At 71.9% G+C, this 26,041-nt stretch carries 24 protein-coding genes; 9 read left to right on the plus strand and 15 right to left on the minus strand.

The window, feature by feature from the left end; genetic code table 11:
- Nucleotides 1-292 precede the first annotated feature (292 nt).
- Both amrb99_RS19285 and amrb99_RS19290 read right to left on the minus strand, forming a co-directional pair.
- Nucleotides 293-2,638, minus strand: a complete 2,346-nt coding sequence (locus amrb99_RS19285) for an ABC transporter permease (RefSeq protein ID WP_206700005.1) — start codon at nucleotides 2,636-2,638, stop codon at nucleotides 293-295.
- A 145-nt stretch (nucleotides 2,639-2,783) separates the two neighbouring features.
- Nucleotides 2,784-3,599, minus strand: a complete 816-nt coding sequence (locus tag amrb99_RS19290) for an ABC transporter ATP-binding protein (protein WP_241755689.1) — start codon at nucleotides 3,597-3,599, stop codon at nucleotides 2,784-2,786.
- Between the two features lie 72 nt (nucleotides 3,600-3,671).
- Here amrb99_RS19290 and amrb99_RS19295 point away from each other — a divergent pair, with 72 nt between their 5' ends.
- Together amrb99_RS19295 and amrb99_RS19300 are read left to right on the plus strand one after the other, a co-directional pair.
- Nucleotides 3,672-4,826, plus strand: a complete 1,155-nt coding sequence (locus tag amrb99_RS19295; RefSeq protein WP_194736979.1) for a sensor histidine kinase — start codon at nucleotides 3,672-3,674, stop codon at nucleotides 4,824-4,826.
- Entirely contained in the window at nucleotides 4,823-5,515 is a 693-nt protein-coding gene (locus amrb99_RS19300) for a response regulator transcription factor (protein WP_190857716.1), read from the plus strand. Before amrb99_RS19295 ends, amrb99_RS19300 begins: the two co-directional genes overlap by 4 nt.
- 1,374 nt (nucleotides 5,516-6,889) lie before the next feature.
- Here the strand turns inward: amrb99_RS19300 and amrb99_RS19305 are convergent.
- Nucleotides 6,890-7,435, minus strand: a complete 546-nt coding sequence (locus tag amrb99_RS19305; RefSeq protein WP_190857718.1) for a hypothetical protein — start codon at nucleotides 7,433-7,435, stop codon at nucleotides 6,890-6,892.
- A 249-nt stretch (nucleotides 7,436-7,684) separates the two neighbouring features.
- On the opposite strand from amrb99_RS19305, the gene amrb99_RS19310 reads away from it, so the two are divergent.
- Entirely contained in the window at nucleotides 7,685-8,041 is a 357-nt protein-coding gene (locus tag amrb99_RS19310) for a nuclear transport factor 2 family protein (protein WP_190857720.1), read from the plus strand.
- Nucleotides 8,042-8,565: 524 nt separating this feature from the next.
- Here amrb99_RS19310 and amrb99_RS19315 read toward each other — a convergent pair.
- Together amrb99_RS19315 and amrb99_RS19320 are read right to left on the minus strand one after the other, a co-directional pair.
- Entirely contained in the window at nucleotides 8,566-9,066 is a 501-nt protein-coding gene (locus amrb99_RS19315) for an anthrone oxygenase family protein (RefSeq protein WP_190857722.1), read from the minus strand.
- Nucleotides 9,067-9,215: 149 nt separating this feature from the next.
- On the minus strand, nucleotides 9,216-9,461 hold the full coding sequence (locus amrb99_RS19320; RefSeq protein WP_241755702.1) for a cell division protein SepF: 246 nt from the start codon (nucleotides 9,459-9,461) through the stop codon (nucleotides 9,216-9,218).
- Nucleotides 9,462-9,590: 129 nt separating this feature from the next.
- Between amrb99_RS19320 and amrb99_RS19325 the strand changes: the two genes are divergently transcribed.
- The gene (locus amrb99_RS19325) at nucleotides 9,591-10,835 is read left to right on the plus strand and encodes an MFS transporter (RefSeq protein ID WP_190857727.1); all 1,245 of its coding nucleotides are present in this window, start codon (nucleotides 9,591-9,593) and stop codon (nucleotides 10,833-10,835) included.
- Here the strand turns inward: amrb99_RS19325 and cydC are convergent.
- From cydC to amrb99_RS19350, 6 genes are all read right to left on the minus strand, one after another.
- Nucleotides 10,789-12,558, minus strand: coding sequence for a thiol reductant ABC exporter subunit CydC (cydC, locus tag amrb99_RS50110; RefSeq protein WP_206700006.1), 1,770 nt, complete (start codon nucleotides 12,556-12,558; stop codon nucleotides 10,789-10,791). The genes amrb99_RS19325 and cydC overlap by 47 nt on opposite strands.
- On the minus strand, nucleotides 12,555-14,210 hold the full coding sequence (cydD, locus tag amrb99_RS50115) for a thiol reductant ABC exporter subunit CydD (RefSeq protein WP_347256747.1): 1,656 nt from the start codon (nucleotides 14,208-14,210) through the stop codon (nucleotides 12,555-12,557). Before cydD ends, cydC begins: the two co-directional genes overlap by 4 nt.
- Complete coding sequence (cydB, locus tag amrb99_RS19335; protein WP_190857729.1) at nucleotides 14,207-15,229, minus strand: cytochrome d ubiquinol oxidase subunit II; 1,023 nt, start codon at nucleotides 15,227-15,229, stop codon at nucleotides 14,207-14,209. Before cydB ends, cydD begins: the two co-directional genes overlap by 4 nt.
- Nucleotides 15,230-15,253: 24 nt before the next feature.
- Complete coding sequence (locus amrb99_RS19340) at nucleotides 15,254-16,672, minus strand: cytochrome ubiquinol oxidase subunit I (protein ID WP_190857731.1); 1,419 nt, start codon at nucleotides 16,670-16,672, stop codon at nucleotides 15,254-15,256.
- 195 nt (nucleotides 16,673-16,867) lie between these two features.
- Nucleotides 16,868-17,422 (minus strand): PrsW family glutamic-type intramembrane protease, encoded by a 555-nt coding sequence (locus amrb99_RS19345; RefSeq protein WP_190857734.1) that lies wholly within the window; start codon nucleotides 17,420-17,422, stop codon nucleotides 16,868-16,870.
- A gap of 106 nt (nucleotides 17,423-17,528) precedes the next feature.
- The gene (locus tag amrb99_RS19350; protein ID WP_347256748.1) at nucleotides 17,529-18,560 is read right to left on the minus strand and encodes a helix-turn-helix domain-containing protein; all 1,032 of its coding nucleotides are present in this window, start codon (nucleotides 18,558-18,560) and stop codon (nucleotides 17,529-17,531) included.
- Nucleotides 18,561-18,671: 111 nt separating this feature from the next.
- On the opposite strand from amrb99_RS19350, the gene amrb99_RS19355 reads away from it, so the two are divergent.
- Together amrb99_RS19355 and amrb99_RS19360 are read left to right on the plus strand one after the other, a co-directional pair.
- On the plus strand, nucleotides 18,672-19,133 hold the full coding sequence (locus amrb99_RS19355; RefSeq protein WP_190857737.1) for a rhodanese-like domain-containing protein: 462 nt from the start codon (nucleotides 18,672-18,674) through the stop codon (nucleotides 19,131-19,133).
- A gap of 245 nt (nucleotides 19,134-19,378) precedes the next feature.
- A complete protein-coding gene (locus amrb99_RS19360; protein ID WP_190857894.1) occupies nucleotides 19,379-20,911 on the plus strand; it encodes a DEAD/DEAH box helicase in 1,533 nt (510 codons plus the stop codon).
- A 60-nt stretch (nucleotides 20,912-20,971) separates the two neighbouring features.
- On the opposite strand, the gene amrb99_RS19365 is transcribed toward amrb99_RS19360, so the two are convergent.
- The 3 genes from amrb99_RS19365 to amrb99_RS19375 form a co-directional block, all read right to left on the minus strand.
- Nucleotides 20,972-21,571 (minus strand): hypothetical protein, encoded by a 600-nt coding sequence (locus amrb99_RS19365; protein ID WP_190857740.1) that lies wholly within the window; start codon nucleotides 21,569-21,571, stop codon nucleotides 20,972-20,974.
- 117 nt (nucleotides 21,572-21,688) lie between these two features.
- The gene (locus amrb99_RS19370) at nucleotides 21,689-22,465 is read right to left on the minus strand and encodes an acyltransferase (RefSeq protein WP_190857742.1); all 777 of its coding nucleotides are present in this window, start codon (nucleotides 22,463-22,465) and stop codon (nucleotides 21,689-21,691) included.
- Nucleotides 22,466-22,591: 126 nt separating this feature from the next.
- Nucleotides 22,592-23,056 (minus strand): hypothetical protein, encoded by a 465-nt coding sequence (locus amrb99_RS19375; protein ID WP_190857745.1) that lies wholly within the window; start codon nucleotides 23,054-23,056, stop codon nucleotides 22,592-22,594.
- A gap of 169 nt (nucleotides 23,057-23,225) precedes the next feature.
- Between amrb99_RS19375 and amrb99_RS19380 the strand changes: the two genes are divergently transcribed.
- Together amrb99_RS19380 and amrb99_RS19385 are read left to right on the plus strand one after the other, a co-directional pair.
- The gene (locus amrb99_RS19380; RefSeq protein ID WP_190857747.1) at nucleotides 23,226-23,753 is read left to right on the plus strand and encodes a peptidylprolyl isomerase; all 528 of its coding nucleotides are present in this window, start codon (nucleotides 23,226-23,228) and stop codon (nucleotides 23,751-23,753) included.
- A 61-nt stretch (nucleotides 23,754-23,814) separates the two neighbouring features.
- Nucleotides 23,815-24,699: a rhomboid family intramembrane serine protease gene (locus amrb99_RS19385; RefSeq protein WP_190857749.1), complete on the plus strand. Its 885-nt coding sequence runs from the start codon at nucleotides 23,815-23,817 to the stop codon at nucleotides 24,697-24,699.
- A gap of 205 nt (nucleotides 24,700-24,904) precedes the next feature.
- Here amrb99_RS19385 and amrb99_RS19390 read toward each other — a convergent pair whose 3' ends face one another.
- Nucleotides 24,905-25,162, minus strand: coding sequence for a cell division protein CrgA (locus amrb99_RS19390; protein ID WP_151541695.1), 258 nt, complete (start codon nucleotides 25,160-25,162; stop codon nucleotides 24,905-24,907).
- A 112-nt stretch (nucleotides 25,163-25,274) separates the two neighbouring features.
- On the opposite strand from amrb99_RS19390, the gene amrb99_RS19395 reads away from it, so the two are divergent.
- The gene (locus tag amrb99_RS19395; protein WP_241755690.1) at nucleotides 25,275-26,027 is read left to right on the plus strand and encodes a DUF881 domain-containing protein; all 753 of its coding nucleotides are present in this window, start codon (nucleotides 25,275-25,277) and stop codon (nucleotides 26,025-26,027) included.
- The last annotated feature ends 14 nt before the right edge of the window (nucleotides 26,028-26,041 follow it).

Below are 26,041 nucleotides of genomic sequence, written 5' to 3' on the forward strand. Positions count from 1 at the left end.
CTTGCCCTTGAGTTCGGCCTTGGCCAAGGCGCTCAAGGGGCGGCGGCGCTCGCGCCGTTGGCGCGGCCCGCCGCCCGCGCGGCCGGGGCGTGCGGCGTGGGCGCCGGTCCTCGGCCGCGCGCGCCCGGCCGCGCATCGCTGCGTGGCCTCGCTTGCGGGTCGCCGGCCCGGCCCGCTCGGGGTCGCGCCGCCGCCTTGGACGATCCGCCGCCGCACCGAAGCTGATCGGCATTGGCGTTGTTGCCGCGCTGTGCAGTGCCCGGCACCGCTTTTGCTGCGGCGACCGGCGGCTCTACTCGGTCCGCAGCGCGGTGGCGGTCCGGGTTCGTGCCGCCCAGCCGGCCGGCGGCAGTGCCCCGAGCAGGGCGATCACGATCCCGCCGGCCAGCAGGGGGACGAGCAGCCCGGCGGTGTAGGTGTGGGACACGCTCGGCGGCAGGTGCCGGCCGATCGCGTTCCCCATCGGGGTCAGCATGGCCTTCTCCACCGCGACCCCGATCGGGACCCCGATCAGCCCGGCGATCAGGCCGGTGAGTGATACCGAGGTCAACACCATCGCCATGGTCTGCTTGGGTGTCATCCCGAGGGCCTTGAAGATCCCCAGATCATGAACCCGGTCCCGGGTGTCCTGCACGACCATGCTCAGCACCCCGAGCGCGGCGACCGCGATCAGCATCAGCGTGAGCGTGGCCACCAGGGCGCCCATGGTGATCACAATGATGTTCTTGCCCCCGTCCGAGTTCGGCTGGACCGAGGCGTTCAGCGGGGTCAGCGCGGCGGCGGCCGAGGTGGACCAGTCCGATCCGTTGACGTTCGAGGCCAGCTCGACGTTGAACTGGTCGATGTGCGGGGCCAGTCCGGCTGCGGTGAAGGTGGCCGCATCCGTCATGACCGTGTAGTCGCCCGCGTTGGTGTTGAAGTTGATGCCGACGACCTTCAGCGACAGTCGCTTGTTCTGCTGCACCACGGTGACGTCGTCACCGACGTGGATCCCCACCGCCGTGGCCAGCTTGTCGCCGACAACGGCCTCGCCGGGCGCCGAGTACCAGCGGCCGGACAGCAGCTCCAGCTTCGTCCAGGACAAGTCACCGGTGACCGTGTACACCTTCGTCGGTTCGCCGCCGGACGGGCCGCCGACCATGGTCGCACCGCTCTCGCCCCAGCCGAACGCGGCCTTCGTGCCCGGAGTCTTGGCGAGCGCGGCGGCCACCTTGGCGGCGTCCAGGTACGGATGGCGCGGGTCGTTGGGGCCGTAGCGGCCCCAGGGCACGCCGACGTCGGCCGTGGGTATCACGATCTTCGACGCGACGCTGAAGCCTGAGGTGCTGGTGTCCAGATACTTGTTGAAACCGGTCTCCAGCCCCACTGCGAACGTGGCGCTGACCACGCCGAACAGCACCGCCGCACCGACCAGTACGGCCCGGGACGGCCGGGCGAACGGCTGGGCCAGCCCCAACGACATGGCCCGGGGCAGCGGCAGCCGCGAGGCCAGACGCTGCGCCGTCCGACCGCCCCCGGCCTTGGGGGCGCGGCCGACCACCAGAGCCCGCACCGCCGGCATCCGGCCGGCCCGCAGTGCCGGGACCGAAGCCGTGACGCCGACGATCAGCAGGGTGCCCAGCGGCACCACGGCGCTGACCCACAACGGGATCGTGGCACTGGCCGCGCCGAACTGCTGGGTGGCCCCGCCCAGGACCGGCACGGCCAGGAGGTTGCCGAAGACCGTGCCGAGCACCACGCCGAGTGTCGCCGGGATCATGGCCTGCGCGGTGTAGGCGCTGGCCACCTGCGAAGGGGTGAAGCCCAACGACTTCAGGATCCCGATGCGCCGGATGCCGGAGGCCACGGCCCCGCTGACCACGATCGAGATGATCAGCACCGACAGGAAGAGCCCGAGGATCCCGAAGGCGACCAGGAACGGCACGTAGGCCTTGGCGTTGCCGGTCGCCTGCTGCTCCGCGGTCAGGTAGGACTGTCCGCCCTCGACCGCGCCGGCCGGTGCGGCGGCGGCCACCGCCTGTTTGCCGGTGGCGATGTCGGCGGCGGTCCCGGCCTTGGCGAACTGGTAGAGCATCTGCTCGTCGGACTTGGCGCCGGCGGCGGTGAGCCGCGCGAAACCGTCGGCGGTGGTGAAGGCGGTCGCGCTGTCGGTCACCGAGCCGCCGAAGCCGACGATCTTGAACGACGGCTTGCCCGGCAGGGAGGAGAACACCACCGAACCGCCGAAGCAGACGGTGGCGTAGCGCTGCCCCGGCAGGGCGATCTCGCCCGGGCCGGTCGGCCAGCGCCCCCGGGTCAGCACGAGTTGGTCCATCCCGGAGGTGCCGCCCAGGTCGGGCCGGGTGGTGACGGTGACCGGACCGATGTCGTGACCGGCGAGATCCTTCTTGGGGCAGTCCGGGCCGACGGTCGTGTCCAGGGCGGCGGCGATCGGGTACGGCCCGGCCGCCTCGGTGACGCCGGCGGCGTGAGCGGTTGCGGTGGCCTGCGCCGCCGTGACCTTCGAACCGTCGAACTGGACCGCCAGGTGCGCCCCGTTCCGAGCACTGAAAGCGTGCTCGAACGGGGCCTGCACGACGGCCAGCAGACCGAGGGAGAGTACCGAGGACGTCACCGCGGCGAACGTCGTCAGGGCCATGACGAAGGACTGGACCCGACGCCGGCCCACGCCGGAGCGTACGACCTTGCCCAAGGCGCTCACCGGCTCACCGCCGGCAGCAGGCGGGACATGGCAGCGAATCCGACCTCGAAGAGGCGCCGGGGCATCGGCGGCTTGCGCAGCGTCATCCGACCGTTCCCGCCGGACGGGTCAGCGGCGTACGGGCGGCCGGGCCGACACCGCCGCCGTCGGTGATGACGTCCCGCTCGACCGCGCCGTCCACCAGCTCGATCGTGCGGCGCGCGGTGCTCGCGGCCAACCGCGCATCGTGGGTCACCAGCACGATGGTCTGGCCCTCGCCGTTCAGGTCCAGCAGCAGCCGGCGCACGCCCTCGGCCGAGTTCGAGTCCAGCGCGCCGGTGGGCTCGTCGGCCAGCAGCAGCGCCGGCTTGTTCATCAGGGCCCTGGCCACCGCCACCCGCTGCCGTTGCCCGCCGGACAGCCGCTGCGGGTAGGCGCCGGCATGCCGGTCGATGCCCAGCGAGCCGAGCAGTTCGATGGCCCGCCGCCTCGCTTCGCCCTTGCCCATCCCGGCCAGCTGCGCCGGAACCATGACGTTGTCGAGCACGGTCAGGTCGTCGAGCAGATTGAAGAACTGGAAGATCATGCCGATCGAGGCCCGGCGGTACTTCGCCGAACCGGCCTCGCCGAGCTGGTCGACGCGGGTGCCGTCGACGGTGACAGTGCCGCTGGAGGGCCTGTCCAGGCCGGCGATCAGGTTCAGCAGCGTGGACTTCCCGCTGCCGGAATGGCCGAGGATCGCCACGCACTCACCGGATGCGACGGACAGGGTCACACCGGCCAGCGCGGGCGGGCCGTCGTCGTATTTCTTCGTCGTGTCGCGAAGATCGATCAGCGGTGGATTCGTCATGTCCACGAACCTAGGAACGGACGCCATCCGTCGCGTCGGCCGGCGGATGTCACCGTATCCCCAGGCCATCGGCCCGGCGGTGTACCGGCGTACATCCCCGGGGCGACGCGCGGAGCCGACGCCGCTGCATACGATCTGCGCATGGAAGAGCTTCTCCAGCGACTCTCGACATCGAGGTGCGTGACCTGGCTGACGGCTCAGGCCGTGGTGCTGGCCACCGCCTGCTTCTACGCGCTGATGCTCGCCTGGACGATGCCGGCCTCCCGGACCGGGCTCTTCTTCGTGCTCGCCCTTCCTGTCCTGCTCGTGCGCCGTCTGCCGGCGGTGGTCTTCGCGGCGGTCCTGGGCGAAGCAGTCCTCGGCGACATCTTCGGCGCGCGGCCCTCGATCGTGTTCGTCCTGCTCGTCGCCCTGGGCGGGTACCTCGCCGTCCGGCGGCCGAAGGCGGCCGCCGTCGGCTCCGTCCTGGCCGTCGCGGCCGCGTTCGTCAACGTCACCCACATCCCCGGGGAGACCGTCAGCGACGCGACCCAGTTCGCCGGGGGGCTCGCGTTGTGTTTCGCGGTCGCGTGGGTCTTCGGAGGGGTGTATCGCAAACGCCGTGAATACCTCCAAGCCCTCGACGAGCAGGGGGCGGCCCGCGCCGTCCTGACCGAGCGGCTGCGGATCGCCCGCGAACTGCACGACAGCGTCGCGCACAGCATCGGGATCATCACGGTGCTGTCGGGAGCGGCGGCACGGGTCGTCGAGACCAAGCCCGAGCAGACGCGGCAGGCGCTGACCGGCATCGAGACCACCGGCCGGGAGACGCTGCTCGAGCTGCAGCGCATGCTCGGGGCGCTACGCCGCGCCGAGCCGGACGACGCCATGCCGCAGGCCGCTCCGCTGGCGCCGGCCGGCAGCCTGGCCGACGTCCCGCGGCTCGCCGAACGCACGGCCGACGCCGGGGTGCGGGTCCACGTGACCTGGCGGGGCGAGCGGCGTCCGCTGCCGCCGGAGATCGAACTGTCGGCGTTCCGGATCATCCAGGAGTCGGTGACGAACGTGGTGCGGCATTCCGGGGCGCGGACGTGCCGGGTCGCGGTCGGTTACGAGCCGAAAGGGGTGACGATCGAGGTGGTGGACGACGGGGACGACGGTCTCGGCGCGCCGGGCCGCCGGAGGCTCTCCGCGGCCGGCGGGAGCGGCTTCGGCCTGCTCGGCATGCGCGAGCGGGTGACGTTGCTGTCCGGCCAGTTCAGCGCCGGCCGGCGTCCGGAGGGCGGGTTCCGGGTGACGGCGAGGCTCCCGGCATGAGCGTACGGGTGCTGCTGGTCGATGACCAGCCGCTGCTGCTGGTCGGGCTCGCGATCCTGATCGGCGACACCGACGACCTGGAGGTGGTCGGCGAGGCCGGCGACGGCCGCGAGGCGGTGCGCCTGGTGCGTGAGCTGCGTCCGGACGTCGTGGTGATGGACATCCGGATGCCGGGCATGGACGGGATCGAGGCGACCCGGCAGGTGACCGCCGAGCCGGACCCGCCCAAGGTGCTGGTGCTGACGACCTTCGACGACGACGAGTACGTCTACGGCGCGCTGCGCGCCGGGGCCAGCGGATTCCTGCTCAAGAGCATGGCCCTGGACGCGATCCTGGACGCGATCCGCGTGGTGGCGGCCGGCGACGCGCTGATCGCACCGAGCGTGACCCGACGGCTGATCGCGGACTTCGCCGGAACGTCCGGCCCCCCGTCCCCCGAACCGGACGCCGAGCCCGCCGAGCCCGCCGCGGACTCACGTCTCATCGCGGAGATCACCGACCGGGAGCGCGAGGTGCTGGCACTGGTCGGACAGGGACTGTCGAACACGGAGATAGCCGAGCGGCTGGTGATCAGCGCGGCGACGGCGAAGACCCATGTCGCGCGCCTGTTCGCCAAGCTCGAGGCCCGGGACCGCGTCCACCTGGCGATCATCGCCTTCGAGGCCGGACTCGCACCACGGAGACGGTAGGGCGAGGACGAGAACGAACGCCCACCACGAGTCCGCCGCGTTCGGAGCTGCGCCGGGCCGCGCATCGCGCCACCTCCGCCGGCTCCCCAACCAGCCCATCGGGGGCGCGCCGCCGCCAAGCGCGCCACTGAGACGGCCGCTTCCTGGTCTCGACGACCTTGCGTCGCTCTTCGCCCAGGTCAGCACCTCGCCCTATGCCCTCCGGGGCATGGCACACGGCAGTGATGAAGTGCCCGTTCGGGCACGCCGTACCGATCTCGAAGCGCTCGGGCGGCTCAGCGGCCGCCCATGGCTCAAACGGCCGTCCCTCCTCGCTGAGAACCTGTGCGACGGGATGGCGGAATCCGACTCGCCAGGGTCAAGGGCGCCCTTCGGGCGTCACTACGTGATGGCTTCGCCACCCCTCGGCGCCCGCTAAGTGCAGGTCTCGTCGGGGCCGGGGGAAGAGGGAGGAACGGCGGCAACGCCGCACGCCCAAGGCGGTCACGGGGCCCGGGCACCGCGCGACGAGCAGGCTGCGGAGACGCCTCAGACGCTAGCCGGCCCAGAGGATGTCGATGATGCGCACGGTCTCGGCCTTGTCGTCGACGAGGAGGTCAGCATGCCTTGGTTGTCTTTGCCGAAGAAGGCATGGCGCAGCGCCATCTGATCTGCCCGTTCCGGGACGGCATCCCACGGAGACTCCAGGAGCTGGAGGAGACGTTCGAGCAGGGGGCCGTTGCGGATCTCCTCGGGCAGCCCGTTCAGCTCCTACAGCGCGCGCCCGTGGAAGCCGTCGAAGCGGTAGGTCACACCCGGCCTTCCCAGCCTGGCGGCGTGTACCGCACGAAGGAGTCCTCACGGCCTTGCAGGGCGTCCTGGACAGCCTCTTCGTAGCCGGGACGGGTGTATGCGATGGCTCGTAGGCGCCACTGCTGGAGCAGGGTTCGCACTTGCTTGAACCGCGCTAGGTCGTGCGCAGCGTCCAGCGCCTGGTCATACTCGGCCCGGAACTGCTCCCGGTGTGACCGTGGGAGTGCGTTGGAGACCGGTCTGAGTACCCAACAGGGTCCGCGGCTCAGGGAGGGTGGGTATGGAACGGCTCCCGGATACGTCTCGGAGTGGGCAGAATCCCGTGGCCCCACCCTCCTTCCGGCCGGACATTTGCTACCAGGCGAGCAGGGACCGCATGCGTGCCGGTCAGCGCATTTCGGAGCCGTCATGCGCGGATGGGCAGGCGCACGGGCCAATAGCGGGCCATTAGGCAGGGTGGCCAGAGGGCAAGAGCGGTCACCCGCGGGTCGTGGCTTGTCGAGGTGAGAGGCCCGACGAGGCAAGATCACGAAGGTGTGCTCTGGCCACGTCGGATATTGGAACTCTCCGAATACTTGGGCATCATCCCTCGGTTGGCCGCTGACGTGGCCGGGGCTGGGCGGGGGTGGCTTGGATGACAGCGCGGGAGAGTCGGCGCATCGCCAGGCTGAACTGCTCGCGGTTCCGGTGCTGGGGCGGTGTTTCTTCCCAGGCGTCCAATGTGCCGAGGAGCGGTCTCATCTCGTCCGGCTCCCGGCATGGGTGCCAGAGCCCCAGCAGGAAATGACCGCCGTCCTCTGCCTTGAGCGTTCCGGCCTCGATCTGGAGGGCGATGTCTCGGGCGGTGATCCAGCCTGCTCGGTGGATGTTCATGGGGTCGAGTGCGAGGTCGCTCAAGAGTCGCCGGACGAGGGGTCGGCCTTCGCGGAGGGTGAGCCGGGTCGGTGATTCGCAGGCGAGGGCGATCACGCTCGGGGTCTCGATTCCGGCGACGAGGAGGTCGCAGGCGATCCGGACGGGCTCGCCGGGAAACAGTCTGGCCAGGAAGAGATCGGAGATGTCCTGGTCGAGGACGGCAGCTGCGTGGAGACGATCGAGGCGTTCCCACAAGCCGGCGGGTAGATCCATGTGGACGGCCTCGATTCTGGGCTGGGCGGTGGCCGGACCTCGATCGGCCGACCGGCTCGTATTCGTCGTACGGGGACACGCAGCAATTCTCTGAGACGAAGCCACTGCAAGCATCCGTATTTGACGCCAGCGAGGTGTGTCACTGCTGGTCAGCGGCTTGCTAGGCCGTGTGGGTGCCGGGACGGGCGTGCGGGGAGGGCGGTCGATATTCCGTCGCGCGTGGGCTGTGCTCTTCGGATACTGATCAGCATGGATGTGAGAGCGCATGCGGATCAGTGGTTGGCGGGTTGGGAAGCTCGTGATCTGGACCGGGTCATGGAGTGCTATGCGGATGACGTCGACTTCGCGGCGTCAACGGTCGTGACTCGCTGGAATCGACCGGACGGCCGGTTGCAGGGCAAGGCGGAGCTGCGTCGCCACTTCGAGCGAGGCTTGGAGCTTGCGCCGGATCTGCGGTTCACCGAAGAGGCGTTTCTGACCAACCCCGACGGCTACGCCCTGTTGTACAGGCGCGAGAACGGCAACCGTGCGCTGGACGTGGTCGAACTGGACCAGCACGGGCGGGCTGCACGAGTCCGAGCGTTCTACGAGCAGGACCAGCGGTAAGCGCTGCTGCGACGAGCTTTCCCGCCGCTGGCATGCGGCCCGGAGAGGAGCGTCACGGGCCGCATGCGTCCTGCCCTGGGGCAAGCCGTTATGCGGGGTTGCTCGTCTGGGGACGCTGTTCGCGCCGACGCGTGAATGTCCATCTGAGGAGGCCGAAGAGTCCGGCGCCAACCCAGAGCACGCCCGGACCCGCCGTCGGCTCCTCCCACCAGAGCGTCCCGCCGAGGGTCAAAACCAGCCCTGCCACCAGGGTGGAGGCCGATATCACGGCAGCACCCGGTGGAGTGATGGGCCTTTGGCGGGCAGGAGTGGCGGTACGCGGCGTTGGTACCTCACTTACGCGAGGATGCCCTCGCCGAGAGGGTCAGGGAGTTCGCGGATGATGGGGTCAGGGCCATCGGTAGGAGAGCATTCGACCTCCCTTTATGCACGCCGTTGTCAGATGGCTGCCGGGAGGTGAGTAGAGGTTTGGGAGAAATGGGGGTGGCCCGTGCAGGGGGCACGGGCCGGAGGGGGGTTCGGGGTCAGTTCTTGCCCCAGAGGTAGGTGGCGGCGGCCATGGCCAGGAGGCTGATCCAGCTGGACACGGCGCGGACGGTGTTCCAGGCGGTCCAGCGGCCGGAGTAGTCCTGCCAGATCTTGGCCGCATCGGCGGCGTGCTTGGGGATGTGCACGCCGTCCAGGTCGTTGTTCATGGGGATGTTGACGGCGAAGCTGGGGAAGAGGGCGCCGAGCACGTAGACGGCGGCCGCGGCCAGGAACAGGAGGCCGGCGGCCTTCTGGTTCATCGTCATCAGCAGGACGCCGGCGATGGCGGCGAACACGGGCAGCAGCATGAACATGCCGACGAACAGCGGGTTCTGGATGCGCTGGTTGATGGTCTGCATGGCGTCGATCGCCGAGGCGGGCTTCGCGCCGTTCAGGCCCGGCATGACGCCGGTGGAGAAACCGAAGAAGGTGCCGGCCATTCCGGCGGCCATGATGATCGAAAGGGTGGCCGAGGCGGCCGCGAAAGAGAACTTCATCAGGTCGTCCGATCGTGGGGTTCCGTGGTGCTCTCGAGTCAACCGGTCCGCGTTCCGGTTCGACATCGTTGAGAAGCTCGACCCCATATGCGAGCGTCCACGCATCGGGCGGACTCTAAGGACGCCCTGGATGGTGAGCGGCGGCGTGCTCAGGGGGCGGGGACGACCGTGGGGCGGGGCTGGCCGGCGGGGACGAGGAGGAAGACCTTCGGGGCGAGTCGGTCCATGTCGCCGCCGCGGCCGAAGACGAGGCCGGCGGCGAAGTCGATGAACTGCTTCGCCACGTCGTCGGTCAGGGCCGTCAGGTCCATGACGACGGGGACGCGCTTGTTGCGGAAGAAGTGCCCGACGTGGAGCGCCTCGTTGTAGTCGCGGGGGCGCAGTGTCTTCACCATCACCCTGCCAGTCTCCCGGAGCTCCGTGCGGCGTCAAGCGGACAACCGAGGGTTGTGGGACGGGTCGGGCGGTTGTTTGTGGGCGCGGCGGCGGCGGGTGTTGGATCGGCGGCGGACAAGGGGGGCGCCGTGCTCGGACGGGATTTCGCGTGGTTGTGGCGTGCGTACGCGGTCAGCACGCTGGGGACGTGGCTGGCGCTGGACGCGTTCCCGCTGATCGCGGTGCTGGCGCTGCACGTGGGGCCCGCGCAGGTGTCGATGATCGCCGCGACGAGCGGGACGGCGGCGGCGCTGCTCGCGGTGCCGCTGGGGCCGTGGATCGAGTTCCAGCACAAGCGGCGGTTGATGGTCCGGGCGGACCTGGTGCGGTTCGCGGTGCTGGTGACAGTGCCGGCCGCGTACGCCTTCGGGGCGTTGACGTACGCGCATCTGCTGGTGGTGGCGGTGGTCGTCGCGCTGGCGGACATCGTGTTCCGGGGGGCGAGCGGGGCGCATCTGAAGGAGCTGGTGCCGCAGCGTCATCTGATGGAGGCGAACGGCCGGTTCGAGACGGTGCAGTGGATGGCGACGGCGGTGGGGCCGCCGGCGGGCGGGGCGCTGATCGGGGTGCTGGGGCCGGTGGTGACGGTGCTGCTGGACGCGGTCAGCTACGTGCTGTCGGCGCTGGGGATCACGAGGATCGCGGCGCCGGAGGCGGAGCCGCCGGAGCGGGCCGGGGGCGCGTCGCGGTGGGCGGAGATCGGTGAGGGGTGGCGGGCGATCGCGGCGGAGCGGGAGCTGCGGCTGCTGTTCGCCAACAGCGTGCTGACCGGGGCGCTCATCATGGCGACGGCTCCGCTGCTGGCCTATCTGATGCTGCACGACCTGGGGCTCTCGCCGCTGGAGTACGGGCTGGCGTTCGGGGTGCCGTGCCTCGGCGGGATCCTCGGGGCGCGGGTGTCGCGGCCGCTCGTCAACCGGTACGGGCGGCGCCCGATCATGCTGGTGTTCGGGGTCGGCCGGGCGTTGTGGCTGGTCGGGCTCGCGTTCGTCGGGACGGGGATCGGGGCGCTGCTGCTGGTGATGGCGATGGAGCTGGGGATCATCACCTGCATGGGGGTGTTCAACCCGATCTACGCCACGCGGAGGCTGGAGCTGGTCGAGGCCGGGAAGGTCGCCCGGATGGTCACGGCGTGGACGGTCGGTTCGCGCACCGCCATCGCCGTCCTCACGGCGCTGTGGGGTGTTCTGGGCGGGTTCGTGGGCGTGCGGGCGGCGATCGCGGTCGCGGGGGTGCTGCTCATCGGGGCGTGCGCGTTCCTGCCGTGGCGCCGGGAGCCGTCCGGGGTCACGGGAGACGCGTCGCCCGGGGCCGGGGTCCGCGTCCCGGGGTGACGGGAGGCTCGGTCTCGCGCTGCCAGAGGGTGCGGTAGAGGCCGGGACGGGAGATCAGTTCGGCGTGGGTGCCGCGGTCGGCGACGCGCCCCTCGTCGAGGACGATGATCTCGTCGACGGCGTCCAGGCCGGTGAGGCGGTGGGTGACGAGCAGGGTCGTGCGGCCTTCGGTGGCGGTGAGGAGGTCGGCGGTGAGCTCGTCGGCGGTCGCGGTGTCGAGGTGCTCGGCGGGCTCGTCGAGGAGCAGGACGGGGAACCCGGCGAGGAGGGCGCGGGCCAGGGCGATGCGCTGGCGCTGGCCGCCGGACACCTGGGCGCCGTGCTCGCCGACGCGGGTGTCGAGGCCGCGGGGCAGCGACTCGATCCAGTCGAGGAGGCGGGCGCGGCGCAGGGCGTCGCGGATCTCGGCGTCGGTGGCGGCGGGGCGGGCGAGCCGGACGTTCTCGCCGATCGTCGAGTCGAACAGGTGGGCGTCCTGCGCGCACAGGCCGATGACCGTCCGGACGTCGTCGCCGGTCAGCGCGCGCAGGTCGGTGCCGTTGAGGGTCACCGAGCCGGACGCGGGTTCCAGGAACCGGAGCAGGACGGAGGCCAGGGTCGTCTTGCCGGAGCCGGACGGCCCGACGATGGCGCAGCGGCGTCCCGGCGCGAGGCTCAGGGAGATCCTGTCGAGGGCGTAGGGGGCGGTGGGCGTCCATCGGACGCGGAGGTCCTCGACCTGGAGGGTGTACGGCGCGGCGGGCAGCGGCGACGGGTCGGACGGCTCCTTCACGGGTGGCGGGGCGTCGAGCACCGCGAAGATGCGGGCGGCCGAGCGGCGGACCCGTTCCAGGTGCTGGGCGGCGAGGGGCAGGCCCGCGACGACCTCGAACGCGGCGAGCGGGAGCAAGACGATCACGGCGAGGAGCACCCCGTCGAGCGCGCCGGACCGGACGGCGGGCACGCCCACGGCCATCGATCCCCACACGGCCAGCCCGCCCGCGAGGGCGGAGACGGCCGCGCCGAGGCCGGTGGACGCGGCGGAACGGGCGGTGGCGCGGGTGAAGTCGCGGTCCAGGCGGGCGGCCTCGGCGAGCCGCGCGGGCGCGGCGCCGTAGGCGATGAGCTCGGGGGCGCCCTGGAGGGTGTCGACGACGTGGGACGTGAGGTCGCCGCGCAGGTCGGTGGTGCGGCGTTCGGCGCGGCGCGCCGTCGCGGACGACAGCCAGGGCGCGGCGACACCGGCCAGGAGCAGCGCGAGCAGCAGGATGGCGCCCGCCGACGGGAGCAGGACCCACGCGAGCCCGACGGACGCGCCGCCGACGACGGCGGCGACCGTGCAGGGCAGCAGGACGCGGAGGAAGAGGTCCTGGACGGCGTCGACGTCGGCGACGAGGCGGTTCAGCAGGTCGCCGCCGCGGAAGGCGGGGAGCCCGCCGGGGGCGAGCCGCTCCAGCCGTTCGTACACGCGCGCGCGCAGGTCGGCCAGGATGCGGAAGGTCGCGTCATGGCCGACGAGGCGTTCGGCGTAGCGGAACACGCCGCGGCCGAGCCCGAACGCGCGGACGGCGACGATCGCGACCATCAGCATCAGCACGGGCGGGTGCTGGGCCGCGCGGGAGATGAGCCATGCGGAGGTCGCCATGAGGCCGACGCCGCTGCCGAGGGCGAGCACGCCGAACAGGACGGCGAGCAGCAGCCGTCCCCGCGCGGGGTGGGCGAGCCGGATGAGCCGGAGGATCATGCCGCCACCGCCGCGGGCTCGACGGTGACCACCCGGTCGGCGAGGGTGGCGAGGGCCGGGCGGTGCGCGACGAGCAGCACGGTCCGGCCGGACTTGAGGCGCTCGACGGCGTCGATCACCGCGGCCTCGCTTTCGGCGTCGAGGTTGGAGGTGGGCTCGTCCAGCAGGAGGAGCGGCGCGTCGCGCAGGAACGCGCGGGCGAGGGCGATGCGCTGGCGCTGGCCCGCGGACAGGCCGGCGCCCCGGTCGCCGAGCGCCGTCTCGAAGCCGCCGGGCAGGGCCTCGACGAACTCCAGCGCGTTCGCGGCCTCGGCGGCGGCGCGCACGTCGGCGTCGGGGGCGTCGGGGCGGCCGAGCCGGATGTTGTCGGCGACCGTCCCGGCGAACAGGTAGGGGCGCTGCGGGACCCAGGCGATCCGGTCGCGCCAGGCGTCCGGGGCGAAGCCGGCGACGTCGTCCCAGTCGGCGAGGACGCGCCCCGCGTCCGGCCGGACGAACCCGAGCAGGACCGACAGCACGGTCGACTTCCCCGCGCCGGACGGCCCGACGAGCGCGACGGTCTCGCCGGGGTGGACGGTCAGCGAGAAGCCGTCGAGCGCGGGGATGTCGCGTCCGGGGTAGGCGACCGTGACGCCGTCCAGCCGGAGCGTCGCGCGGGACAGGTCCGGGACGTCCGAGCGGGTGCCGGCGGCGGGCGGCGGGGTCTCCAGGACCTCGAAGATCCGGGACGCGGCGGTGAGGCCCTCGACGCTCGCGTGGTACTGCGCGCCGACCTGCCGCAGCGGCAGGTACGCCTCGGGCGCGAGGACCAGGACGAGCAGCGCCGTCTCCAGCCCGAGGCCGCCGTTCACCAGCCGCAGCCCGATCGACACGGCGACGAGCGCGACCGACAGCGTCGACAGCAGTTCGAGCACGAGGGCGGACAGGAACGCGACCCGCAGCGTCGCCATGGTGGCGCGCCGGTGCCGGTCGGTGACCTCGCGGATCCGGTCGGCCTGCGCGCGCGCCCGGCCGAAGATCTTCAGCGTGGGCAGGCCGGCGACGACGTCGAGGAAGTGGGCGGCGAGCACGGACAGCGTCCGCCACTGCCGGTCCATCTTCCGCTGCGTGGTGAGCCCGACGAGGATCGCGAAGACCGGGATGAGCGGCAGCGTCGCGGCGATCGTGACGGCGGACGGCCAGTCGCCGAGCAGGATCCGCAGCCCGACGGCCGCCGGGACGATCACCGCGAGGACGAGTTGCGGCAAGTAGCGGGAGAAGTAGTCGTCGAGGGCGTCGATGCCGCGGGTGGCGAGGGCGGCGAGCTCGCCGCTGCGCTCGCCGGACAGCCAGCGCGGTCCGAGCGCCATCGCGTGGGCGAGGAGCCGGCCGCGCAGCTGCGACTTCACGGCGGCGGACGAGCGGTGCGCGGCGGTCTCCTGCAGCCACGCCACCAGGGCGCGCGCGGCGACGACGGCGAGCAGGAGCAGCATCGGGGTGCGCAGCCCGGTGAGGGTCGCGCCGCCGAGGAACGCGCGGGTGAGCATGTCCGCGAGCAGCGTCGCCTGCGCGATGATCAGGGCGGCGGTGGCGGTGCCGAGCGCCACGGACGACAGCAGGAAGATCCGGGTGGTCCGGGCATAGCGCAGCAGCCGCGGGTCGAGGGGCTTCACCGCACCGGCTCCGGCTTCTTCTTCGGCGCGGCCGGGATGTGCGCGGTGCCGATCCGCTTGCGGAACACCCAGTACGTCCACCCCTGGTAGATCATCACGATCGGGGTGAACGCGGCGGCGACCCACGTCATGATCTTCAGGGTGTAGTCGCTGGACGCGGCGTTGTCCGTGGTCAGGGTGCCCGACGCGAGGGTGGACGGCATCACGTCCGGGAACAGCGCGGTGAACAGGGTGGCGACGGCGAGCACGATGGCGGCGCCGGTGCCGATGAACGCCCAGCCCTCGCGCCCGCGCCGGTTCGCGGCGGCGGCGAGCAGCAGCCCGGCGGCGGCGCCCCCGGCGGTCAGCCAGGTCACCGGCTTGCCGTGCTGGAGCTGGATGATCAGCAGGAAGCTCCCGCCGACGGCGATCGCGGCGACGACCGCGATCTCCGCGACGCGGCGCGCCCGGAACCGGATCTCGCCGGACGTCTTCAGCGCGAGGAACACCGCCCCGTGCAGGACGAACAGGACCGTCGTGGTGAGGCCGCCGAGCAGCGCGAACGGGTTGAGCAGGTCGAGCAGCGTCCCGCTGAACTCGTGCGAGGCGTCCAGCGGCACACCCCGGACGATGTTCGAGAACGCGACGCCCCACAGGAACGCGGGCAGCAGGCTGCCCCAGAAGATCGCCCGGTCCCAGCGGGCCCGCCAGCGCGCGTCGTCCCGCTTGCCGCGGTACTCGAACGCGACGCCGCGGACGATCAGGGAGAGCAGGATCGCGAGCAGCGGCAGGTAGAAGCCGCTGAACAGGGTGGCGTACCACTCGGGGAACGCGGCGAAGGTGGCGGCGCCGGCGACGATGAACCACACCTCGTTGCCGTCCCAGACGGGCCCGATGGTGTTGATGACGACGCGGCGCTCGACGTCGTCGCGGCCGAGGACGGGCAGCAGCATCCCGACGCCGAAGTCGAAGCCTTCGAGGAAGAAGTAGCTCGTCCACAGGAAGGCGATGATGACGAACCAGACGGTGGTGAGTTCCATGGCCGGATCCCTTGGTAGGCGGGCTCAGTAGGCGAACGCGAGCGAGCGCTCGGCGTCGGCGTCGTCGGAGTCGTCGCCGGACGGCGGGGGCAGCACCTCGTCCTCCGTGGGCGGCCCGGCCTTGGCGTACTTGAGCATCAGCCCGACCTCGATGACCAGGAGGACGCCGTACAGCGCGGTCAGCGAGACGACGGAGATGAGCATCGACGTCGGCGACACCCCGGGCGAGACGCTCGCGGAGGTCTTGAGCACGCCGAACACCGACCAGGGCTGCCGTCCGGTCTCGGTGAAGATCCATCCGGCGGAGTTGCCGATGAACGGGAGCGTCAGCGACAGCACGCCGGCGCGGTACACCCAGCGGTTGGACGGCAGCCGCCCGCGCCGCAGCAGCCACAGCCCGGCGAGCGAGACGAGCGCGGTGAGGATCCCGACGCCGGCCATGACGCGGAAGTTCCAGTAGGCGACGGGGACGGCGGGCCGGTAGTTGCCGGGCCCGAAGCGGGCCTCCTCAGCGGCCTGGACGTCGTTGATGCCCTTGACCTCGCCGTCGAAGCTGCCGGTGGCGAGGAACGACAGGACGCGCGGCACCTTGATCCCGAAGACCTCCCGGTGGCCGTCGGGCGTGCCGATGGTGAGGACGGAGAACGAGGCGGGCCGCTCGGTCTCGTAGAGGGCCTCGGCGGCGGCCATCTTCATCGGCTGCTGCTCGGTCATGACCTTGCCCTGGAGGTCCCCGGTGATCGCGACGCCGATGGAGGCGACGGCGGTGACGGCGAGCGCGACCTTCAGCGACGGGCGGAAGACCTCGATGTTCTTGCGGCGGGCGAGGTGCCAGGCGCTGACGCCCGCCATGAACAGGCCGCCGGTGACGAACGCCGCGGTGATCGTGTGCGGGAACGAGACGAGCTGGGTGGAGTTGGTGAGGACGGCCCAGAAGTCGGTGAGGCGGGCGCGTCCGGTCGCGTGGTCGATCCGGTAGCCGACGGGGTGCTGCATCCACGAGTTGGCGGCGAGGATGAAGTACGCCGACAGCAGGGTGCCGATGTGGACGAGCCAGATGCAGGCGTTGTGCAGCCGGCGGTCGAGCCGGTCCCAGCCGAAGATCCACAGGCCGAGGAAGGTCGACTCGACGAAGAACGCGAGGAGGCCCTCGATGGCGAGCGGGGCGCCGAAGATGTCGCCGACGAAGCGGGAGTAGTCACTCCAGTTCATCCCGAACTGGAACTCCTGCACGATGCCGGTGACGATCCCCATCGCGAAGTTGATCAGGAAGAGCTTCCCCCAGAACTTCGTGGCGCGCAGGTACTGCGTCCTGCCGGTCCGCAGCCACGCCGTCTCCAGGCCCGCGACCAGGGCGGACAGTCCGATGGTGAGCGGGACGAACAGGAAGTGGTAGACGGTGGTGATCCCGAACTGCCACCGTGCGATGTCGACCGAGTCCATGGGCGGGCGCCTCTCCGGCTCATCTACTACGAGCTGTAGTACTACGTCCTGTAAGAAATACTACGGCTTGTAGTACTACGAGTCGTCGTAACGTCGCTCACACGGCGCCCGCGGCCGGTACGGCGCTGACGCGTTCGACGGGATGGTCGTCGCGCTCGGGCGCGAGATCGACCGGCAGGCGCCGGTCGTCCGCCGCTAGCGGCGCGGCTTCGGGTGGCCCGACTCCAGGTAGTCCTCGGGACGGGCCGTGGGCGGCCGCGGCCGCTCGCGCGACCGGTCCGCCAGCGCGTTCAGCCACAGCAGCGCGAACGCGGCGAACCCGAACCCTACGGTCGCGCCGAGGACGAGGCCGTCCCGCAGTGTGCGCGCGCGGAGGTGCCGTGCGACGTAGAGCAGGGCCGCCACCTTGACGGCCTCCTCGATGAATCCCACGCCGAAGTACCGCCACAGCGACGGATGCAGCAGGTAGCGCTCCAGCAGCGACGCGCCGAGCACGCCGAGGACGCCGCCGACGACGAACGCGCGGAACAGCAGCGGGACGGTGACCTCTCCGGACGTCCCGTGCTCGTAGGCCCACACCACGAACGTCACAGGGACGAGGAAGCTGCCCAGCAGGACGATCGTCGGCAGCAGGTTCGCGTTCGCGGTGACCACGGTGACGAGGACGGACGCGGCCCACAGCGCGAGACCCGCCCAGAACACCCGCAGCCAGGGCTTCGGCCGCCCCGCCGTGCTCGTCGTCGGTTGCACATCGTCTCCTTCCGCGACGAGTCGCTACCCGGCGTCGTCGGCGGCGAACCGGAAGGTGGCGATCCTCATACGCCCTGTGCGCGCGCCTCTCCGCGCCGTGCCCGGCTCAGGAGGCGGCGGTGGCGCGGAAGGTGCGGCGGTAGGCGGACGGCGAGGTCCGCATGGCGCGCCCGAAATGGTGCCGGAAGGTCACCGGGCTCTCGAAGCCGACCGCCGTGCCGATCTCCTCGATCGGCACGGTGCCGTCCTCCAGCAGCGGCAGCGCGGCCATGATCCGCTGCGTGACGACCCAGCGCAGCGGGCTGGTCCCGGTCTGCCGGTTGAAGTGCCGGATGAAGGTGCGGGGCGCGAGGTGCGCCTCCTGCGCCATCCGCGCGACGGTGATCGGCTCGGCGAGGTGGTCGAGCGCCCACCGCATGCTCCGCGCGACCGGGTCGTCCTCGGCGGGCGGGGTGACGGCGGCCTCGACGAACTGCGCCTGCCCGCCCTCCCGGTGCGGCGGGACCACCAGGCGGCGCGCGACCGCGTTGGCGACCCGGGCGCCGTGGTCCTTGCGGACGAGGTGCAGGCACATGTCGAGCCCGGCGGCGCTGCCTGCGCCGGTGAGGACGTCGTCGCCGTCCACGTACAGCACATCGGGGGTCACGCGGACGTCCGGGTAGCGGCGCTGCAGCAGGTCCGCGTACCGCCAGTGCGTCGTGGCCTGGCGCCCGTCCAGGAGGCCGGCGGCGGCCAGTGCGAACGCGCCGGAGCAGATGGACACGACGCGTGCGCCGCGCGCGTGCGCCTTCCGCAGCGCCGCGACGACCTCGGGCGCGGGTTCGCCGCGGACGTCCGGGACGGCGACGACCATCACCGTGTCGGCGGACGCGAACGCGTCCAGGTCGTGCTCGGCGGTCATCGTGAACCCGCCGACGGCGCGCATCGGGCCACGCTCCAGCGAGCAGACGCGCAGGTCGTACCAGGGGACGTCGAGTTCGGGGCGGGGCAGGCCGAACACCTCGACGACGGAGCCGAGCTCGAACGGCGCCATGCCGTCGAACGCCAGCACCGAGACGGTGTGCCGGCGGGCGGGAGCGGCGAGCCGCATGGCGGCCGGAGCGGCGGGGTGCATGGCGGCGGGAGCGGCGAGGCGCATGGCGCGATATTAGCGATACCCGGCATTCATGCCACTCCCGGACACCAGGTCCTCGGCCCGAGGATCGAGGCATCCGGAAAGAACGCCCAGAACGAGCAGAAGGAGCCGCCGATGAGCGCCGTCAACGCCGTGCCCGCCGCCCGCCCCGACGAGGCGCGTCGGCACTTCGCCGCCCGCCTCGCCTTCGAGACCGACGCCTCCGACGTGGCCGCCGACCTCGCCGCCGGGACGCCCGGGATCGTCGTCGTCGACACCCGCAGCGCCGAGAGCTGGGCCCAGGGGCACGTGGACGGCGCCGTTCACCTGCCGACCGCGGAAATCGCGGCGCGCGCCGCCGCGTTGCTCCCTGAGGGTGCGACCGTGGTCGTCTACTGCTGGGGACCCGGCTGCAACGGCGCGCAGAAGGCCGCCCTGGAGTTCGCCAAGCTCGGCCGTCCGGTCAAGGAGATGATCGGCGGGTTCGAGTACTGGGCGCGCGAGGGATACCCCGTCGCGACCGCCTCCGGCGCCGTCACCCGCCGGTCCCCGGACCCCCTCACGGCGCCCGTCACGGGCATCTCCTGCGCATGCTGAGGCGGCCGGGGCGAATGTTCCACCCGGGACGGGGCATAAGGAGGCACCCGGCCGACGTTAGACTCTACGAATCAATCTTCGGCGCCCCGATGGCGCCAGGCTCGTCCTTGTAGCGCACCGATCGCGTTTCCGGCGATCACACCGTGGTGCCTCCCGAGACGTGCCCCCCTCTCGGAAGGTAATGCGTGACCACAGCTGCTGCTGCACAGAACCCGTCCGCCGACCTGCCGGCCGCGCCCGAGGGCGTGACCGCGGACGTCGAGCGGGTTCCCACCTTCGCCGAGCTCGGCCTCCCGGCCGCGCTGGTGTCCGCCCTGGCCCGCCAGGGCATCGAGGCCCCGTTCCCGATCCAGGCCGCCGCGATCCCCGACGTCATGGCGGGACGCGACGTCCTCGGCCGCGGTAAGACGGGCTCCGGCAAGACCCTCGCCTTCGGCCTGCCGCTGCTCGCCCGCCTGTCGGGCCGCCGCGCCGCGCCGAAGCGCCCGCTCGCGCTCATCCTCGTCCCGACCCGCGAGCTGGCCCAGCAGGTGCAGACCAACCTGGAGCCGCTCGGCCGCGGCCTCGGGCTCAAGTTCAAGACCGTTATCGGCCAGACGTCGATGTTCAAGCAGATCGACGCGCTGCGCCGCGGCGTCGAGGTCCTCGTCGCCACCCCCGGCCGGCTCAAGGACCTGATGCGGCAGGGCGCCTGCGACCTGTCCGACATCGAGATCGCGGTGCTGGACGAGGCCGACCACATGGCCGACATGGGCTTCCTGCCCGACGTCACCGACATCCTCGACGCCGCCAAGCCCGGCGGGCAGCGGCTGCTGTTCTCCGCGACCCTCGACAAGGACGTGGACGTCCTCGTCAAGCGGTACCTGAACGACCCGGTGACGCACGCGATCGGCCCGGTGGACGAGTCCGTCGACACGATGGAGCACCACCTGCTGCTGGTGGCGCCCAAGGAGAAGGGCGCGATCACCGCCGAGATCGCCAACCGCGAGGGCAGGACGATCCTGTTCGCCCGCACCAAGCACGGCGTCGACCGGCTCGCCAAGCAGCTCACGCAGGTCGGCGTCCGCGCGGCGGGCCTGCACGGCGGCAAGAGCCAGGGCCTGCGCACCCGCACGCTCGCCGAGTTCCGCGAGGGCTCGATCAGCGTGCTGGTCGCCACGGACGTCGCCGCCCGCGGCATCCACGTCGACGACGTGTCGCTCGTCATGCACGTCGACCCGCCGGCCGACCACAAGGACTACATGCACCGCGCGGGCCGCACCGCCCGCGCCGGCGAGCGCGGCACCGTCGTCACGCTCGTCCTGCCGCACCAGGTCCGGTCCACGTCCGCGATGACCCGCCGCGCCGGCATCAACGCGCCGCGCGTCCGGGTGACCAGCGGCGACTCCGAGCTCGTGAAGCTGACCGGGGCGCGCGTCCCGTCCGGCATCCCGATCGAGGAGCCGCTCATCCCGGAGCGGCCGCGCCGCGAGGGCGGCCGGGGCGGCCGTCCGGGCGGGCGCCGCGGCGGGCGCGGGTTCGGCGGCGGCCGCGGCGGGCGCTCGTTCGACCGGCAGGACGGCGGGCAGCGCTCCGAGGGCCGCGGCGGCGAGGGCTCGTACGAGCCGCGCCGCGAGGGCGGCGGGTTCGGCGAGCACCGCGGCTCGTACGCGGGCGGTGAGCGCCGCGGCGGCGGTCCCCGGTCCGCGGGCGGCTCGCACGGCGGCCGCCGCTCCTACGGCGGCGGTGGCGGCAAGCGCCGCGACGGCGGAGACCGCCGCGCCGCCCGCTACAACTGATCCGAAACGCGCGGAAGCCCCGTCCGGAGGACCGGACGGGGCTTCGGCCTGCATGACGGCTCAGATCCGGCTGATGACCAGGCGGGCGACTTCGGCGAACTTGCGGCCGGGCACGACCTTGGGGGCGCTGAAGATCACGGTTCGGGTCTGCCCGTAGGACTTCTTGCCGGCCGCGATCAGGCCGACGCCGCCGTCGGTGATGTAGAACACCGCGGCGGACCCGATGCCGGGCACCCTCCGCGTCTTGACGTGGGCGGCGTTGGCTATCGCGTTGATGGACTTCTGCGGGGTGAACGCGCGGGTGCTGCTGGTGGTGACGACCAGCGCGAAGGGCTTGGCCGTCTTGGTGCCGTAGATGCACTCGTGGTCACCGTCGGAGATCTTCGGGGTGGCCGTGATCGCCGTCCGGCTGGAGGAGCCGCCGAGCAGCGTCTTCAGTTCGGCGGCGGTCAGCAGCGCGCACGCGGAAGTGATCTTCGCGACCGGGCGGAGCGAGCGGATCGCGCCGGGACGGCGGGACGCGCCCGCACCGGCGCTCGCGGTCGGTGAGGCGGAGGCCGGGCTCTTCGCCGCGTCCGGCGTGTCAGGGGTTCCCTGCCCGCAGGCGGTCAGCGAGGCGGCGGCCACGAGCAGCGGCGCGAATAGCACCTTAAGAGACATAGCGGACAGGGTAATGAATTTCGGTCGGGCATCCGGCGCTGAAAGGGACTCATTTCCCGGGCCCTATTCGCCGCGCCAGGACGGACCACACATGCGCGCCGGAGCCGTCGGCTCCGGTCAGCCGGCTTCCTCGCGGAGCTTGTCCTGGAGGAGCTGGAGGCCCTCCAGGCCGTCGACGGAGAGGGCGGCGAGCTCGTCCAGCGACATCAGCGGGCTGTTGCGCAGCGGCGGCTGCCAGCCGTTCTCCGCGTCGTAGCTGCGCAGCACCTTGGCGGGCACGCCGCCGATGACCGCATGGTCGGGGAACTCGCCGCGGACGACCGCGCCACCCGCCACGGCGACGTTCCGGCCGAGGCGGGTCCCGGGCAGGATGATCGCGCCGGTGCCGATCCAGCAGCCGTCGCCGATCACCACCGGGTTGTTCTCCGGCCACTGCCGGCCAATGGGCATCGCGACGTCGCCGTAGGTGTGGTTCTGGTCGGTGATGTAGACGTTCGGGCCCGTGAAGACGTCGTTGCCGATCTCGATGGACTGGTGCCCGACGATGTGCGTGCCGCGGCCGAGCGAGCAGCTCGACCCGATCTTCACGATGACGTCCGGGCCGAGGTCGAGCCCGGGGACGAAGCCCGCCGAGATCGTCACGTGCGTGCCGACGAGCGTGTGGTCGCCGATCGAGATCCACGGCTCGCCGTAGATCGCGCCGACCGGGAAGCCGATGCAGGCGCCCTCGCCGAGGTAGGCGAAGCGGCGCCGGCCCGGCGTGTGCGGGGTGATCTCGCCCTGCCGCTGGATCCACTGCCAGCCGGCGTGCACCGCCGTGTGCAGCCCGCGGCGGGCCCGGTCCCTGGCCCGGCCGGCCAGACGCTGCGCCATGGAGCGCGGATTCGGCGACATGGCGTTCACCGTACCGGTTGGTAGGAAACGGTGGAACGCGAGGACCGCATGACGTGCGGACCGCATGAGGCGGGGCCCGGCCGGCGGTGCGGCACGGGCCCCGCGCTCGCGCGGACGGGCGGACGGTCAGTGCGAGTGGACCTGGCCGTCGACGTCGGACCCGGAGACCGTCATCGAGTCGGCCGACACGGCCTCCCCGTTCTCCCCGGAACCCCCGGCCATGTCGCGCATGGCGTCGCGCTTGGTCAGCACGATGCCGGCCATCCCGGCGGCCGCCACCACGCCCATCATCGCCATCATGGCGCCGCGCCGCGGCTTGGCCTTCGGCGGCTCCACCCGCTGGGCGACGTCGCCGAGGAACGCGCTCACCCGCGGGGCGAGCCCGGTCTCCACGTACTGGGCCGCCATCCGCAGCCGCGGCGCGCTCCAGCCGCGCACGACCATCAACTGGTCCTGGGCGGCCGGCATCATCCGCTCCGCCATGGCGGAGGCGCCCTCCTGGGCGCGTCCGGCGCCCTGGCGGGCCGCTTCCTGGACGCGGCTCAGCCGCCTGAGCATCTCGTCCTGCGGCTTCTGGCGGATACTAATCATTAGGGACACGCTAACCTCCCTGTTTGCGAGGTCCTGTCAGGCAGCCTTCCCGAGAGCCGGAAGGTAAACCCGTCGCGCGCGATCGGCCGATCACGGACGGTGACGGATCCGGGCCTGGCCGGGACCCGAGGAACGCACGGAAAATCCACTTCACGAGGAGGCGGCCAGCGTGGCCAACGAGACCTTCGCGACGCTCACCACGTCGCTCGGCAAGATCGTGATCCAGCTGTACCCGGAGCAGGCGCCGGAGACGGTGGCGAACTTCACCGAGCTGGCGGAGGGCAAGCGCGTCTGGACGGACCCGAGCACCGGGGCCAAGTCCGAGGCGCCGCTGTACAACGGCACGATCTTCCACCGCGTCATCCCGGGCTTCATGATCCAGGGCGGTGACCCGCTGGGCACCGGCACCGGCGGCCCGGGCTACAAGTTCAAGGACGAGTTCCACCCGGACCTGAAGTTCAACAAGCCGTACCTGCTGGCGATGGCGAACGCCGGGCCCGGCACCAACGGCTCGCAGTTCTTCATCACCACCGACAACATCGGGCAGGTGCAGCACCTGACCGGCCGCCACACCATCTTCGGCAAGGTCGTCGAGGGCACCGACGTGGTCGACCGGATCAGCACCGTCCCGACCGGCAGGATGGACCGCCCCCAGGAGGACGTCGTCATCGAATCGGTGACGATCGAGCGGCGTTAGTCGTTTCCCTGGGTGAGACCCAGCGCCGGGTGACATCCCGCCACGGCCCGACGGAGACCGGATGAGCACAGAACAAAGTCCCGCGCCCGAGACCTCGGTGCCGACCTGCTACCGGCATCCGGGGCGGGAGAGCCATGTCCGCTGCACGCGGTGCGACCGCTACATCTGCCCCGACTGCATGCGGGACGCGGCGGTGGGGCACCAGTGCGTCGAGTGCGTCGCCGGAGGGAACCGCGGCGGGCGCAGCACCGCCCCGCGAACGGTGCTGGGCGCGCGCGGCCCGGTGTCGACGGTCCCCGTCGTCACGTACACGCTGATCGGCCTGTGCATCGCGGTGTACCTCGCCGAGCTGGCGTCGATGCGCGTCGTCACGGACTTCATGATGCTGGGCCGGTGGGTGCAGCCGGACGGGGAGGTCATCGGGGTCGCCGGGGGGCAGTGGTACCGGCTGGTCACGACGATGTTCCTGCACGAGCGCGGGGGGTCGTTCGGCTTCACCCACATCCTGTTCAACATGTGGGCGCTGTACGCGGTGGGGCCGGCGCTGGAGCAGGTCCTCGGCCGGTGGCGCTACCTGGCGCTGTACCTGCTGTCGGGGCTGGGCGGCTCGGTGCTGCTGTACCTGGTCGACCCGAGCGGCGCGGCGGTGGGGGCGTCCGGGGCCATCTTCGGCCTGTTCGGGGCGTACTTCGTGATCGGCCGCCGGCTGGGCGCGCCCGCCGGCCCGATCCTGTTCCTGCTGGTGATCAACCTGGCGATCACCTTCTCGGTGAAGGGGATCTCCTGGGAGGGGCACGTCGGCGGGCTCGTCGTCGGCGCGCTGATCGCGCTGGCGTACGCGTACGCGCCGGCGGCGCAGCGGCGGCTGCTCCACATCGGGATGCCGGCGGTCACGTTCGTGGCGCTGGCGGTCCTGGTGACGGTCAAGACGCTGGCGCTGACCTGACGGCCGCAGGACGGCCACTGGGCGCGCGGAAGCCGCCCGTGCCCCTCGGGGGTGCGGGCGGCTCTTCCGTGGACGGCCCCGGGGCTCCGAAGACCGTTCGGTACCCGGCCTGTGGAAAACCTGGGGAAAGACCCGGCCAGGGATCCCCAGCCTGTGGATAACTTTCGTGGATTCGTGCGCCGCGAAAGCGGGTATCCAGCCCGGATCAGCGCCAGCGCGTCGACAGCACCACGCCCAGGATGATCGCCACGAAGCCGATCCCCAGGTTCCAGTTGTGCAGGTCGGACATGAACGGCACGTTCGTGCCGGTGCTGGCCGTCACGTAGAAGACCGCGATCCAGGCCAGGCCGATCAGCCACAGCGCGACCATCGTCGGGACCAGCCAGCGCGGGCTGACCTCCGGCGCCTTCGACTTCTGCGGGGGCGTGTAAACGGCCTTCTTGCGCACTTTGGACTTGGCCACGGTGGGATCGATCTCCTCGAGCGCCCGGCGGCCGGAGCGCCGGACCGCGCATGGGTGGTTTGTCGGTTAGCGTAGTCGCTGGTGAGCACTGTCTGATGAGCAGTTCTGGATGATGAGGGTACGGCGTTCGGCGTGGGGAAGCATCATCCCAGCTCTGACGCTCCTCGCGGGGACCCTGTTCGCGGCGAGCGCGAGCACGGCCCGCGGCACCAGCCTGCGCGACGAGGGCCGCACCCGCGTCACCGACCTCATCGGCGACGAGCAGCGCGACAACCGCCGTGAACGCGCCGACTACCGGCGGCTGCGCCGCGACGTCGACGCCCTCTCCCGCGCCGCCGGCCGCACCGACGCCCGCGTGAAGCAGGCCCAGGGCGACGCCGACCGGCTCGCCCCCGCCGCCGGCTTCACCGCCTACACCGGCCCCGCCGTCCGGGTGTCCCTGGACGACGCGCCGCAGCCGTCCGGCGGCCTCCCGTCCGGCGTCCGCCCCGACGACCTCGTCGTCCACCAGAGCGACGTCCAGGCCGTCGTCAACGCGCTCTGGGCCGGCGGCGCCCGCGCCATGCAGATCATGGACCAGCGGGTGATCGCCACCAGCGCCGTCCGGTGCGTCGGCAACACCCTCATCCTCCAGGGCGTCGTGTACTCGCCGCCCTTCCGGATCACCGCCGTCGGCGACCCCGCCCGCCTGCACGCCGCCCTCGCCGCGTCCCGCGACATCGCGATCTACCGCAAGTACGTCCGCGCCTACGGGCTCGGCTACTCCGTGCGCACGCTCGCGCGCGCCGTCCTTCCCGCCTACACCGGCAACGTGACCATGAAGCACGCTACGGTGCCGACGGAGGCGCCGCGAGGCGCCCACTGAGCCTCGGGAGGGGG

The sequence above is a fragment of the Actinomadura sp. RB99 genome, from assembly GCF_014706005.1.
Classification (GTDB): Bacteria; Actinomycetota; Actinomycetes; order Streptosporangiales; family Streptosporangiaceae; genus Spirillospora.